Origin of the sequence: Aliiglaciecola sp. NS0011-25 (assembly GCF_040370605.1) — a bacterium.
Taxonomy (GTDB): Bacteria; Pseudomonadota; Gammaproteobacteria; order Enterobacterales; family Alteromonadaceae; genus Aliiglaciecola; species Aliiglaciecola lipolytica_A.
This window is the reverse complement of the sequence record NZ_BAABWR010000061.1, coordinates 1-763: the sequence shown is the minus strand read 5'-3', so window position 1 is coordinate 763 and position 763 is coordinate 1. Positions and strand designations below refer to the sequence as shown.

Sequence of the window (763 nt, the reverse complement as noted above, 5' to 3'; positions counted from 1 at the left end):
TGCCTTTGCGCTAAACAGTAATATGAAAGGCTTATGCGCTATAACGCCGCAATTTACGGACGGAGTGGGATGGCGCTTTTTGTGCTTCGCACAAAACGTGACAGCACACGGAGTTCCGCAACATTGCTTTGTTATGAGCTGACACGGTTACATGCCTCAGTTTCAATTGTTTTTAAATCAGGGCAATTTTCTGTGCCCGCTAGCGATACTAGGTTTTGGCAATTGTATAGATCTAATGTTTCTAGTTTATTCAATTGCTCGATACCACGCAAAGACTCTAGCTTTCTTGAAGTAAGGTATAATTCTTTGAGCTCATACATTGAAGAGATTGGCATCAAGTCACTATGCGGGTAATTTTGAATATTAAGCTTTTCTAGCGATGTAGTAGTAAGCAGCGACCCCAACCCTTTAGACCAAGTGACTAATGCAACTTTCAACTTTGAGAATGCCGACAAATCGATTTTCTGTGCTGATTTATATTGCAGCCCAAGAACCTCTAGTTGAGGCAGTGATTCAATAACCTTTATTCCTTTTGCATCCCAGCAATAGATCTCAAGGCTTCGAAGAAAGTCCAGCTTTCTAAGAAAGGTTATATCCTGCCCCTTGAAGCCGAACGAATCAGTGAGCCTCAATGCAAATATATTGTTTGCCTGCATGTAAGACGAAACCTCATCAGTCCACTCTCCTTTAAGGATAAGGACTTTACCAATTCCATTTTCATCCTGCCTGATTTCGAAGTTACTCATGATCTCTCATTGGCTCA

1 protein-coding gene is annotated in these 763 nt (G+C 41.4%); it reads right to left on the bottom strand.

All coding sequences use genetic code 11. From position 1 onward, the window contains the following. Window positions 1-131: 131 nt before the first annotated feature. The gene (locus ABWV72_RS21170; RefSeq protein WP_353372964.1) at window positions 132-746 is read right to left on the bottom strand and encodes a leucine-rich repeat domain-containing protein; all 615 of its coding nucleotides are present in this window, start codon (window positions 744-746) and stop codon (window positions 132-134) included. Window positions 747-763 lie beyond the last annotated feature (17 nt).

Bases quoted from the DNA above. Each gene is read 5' to 3' on its own strand.
- ABWV72_RS21170 (WP_353372964.1), bottom strand. From the start codon at position 746: ATGAGTAACTTCGAAATCAGGCAGGATGAAAATGGAATTGGTAAAGTC.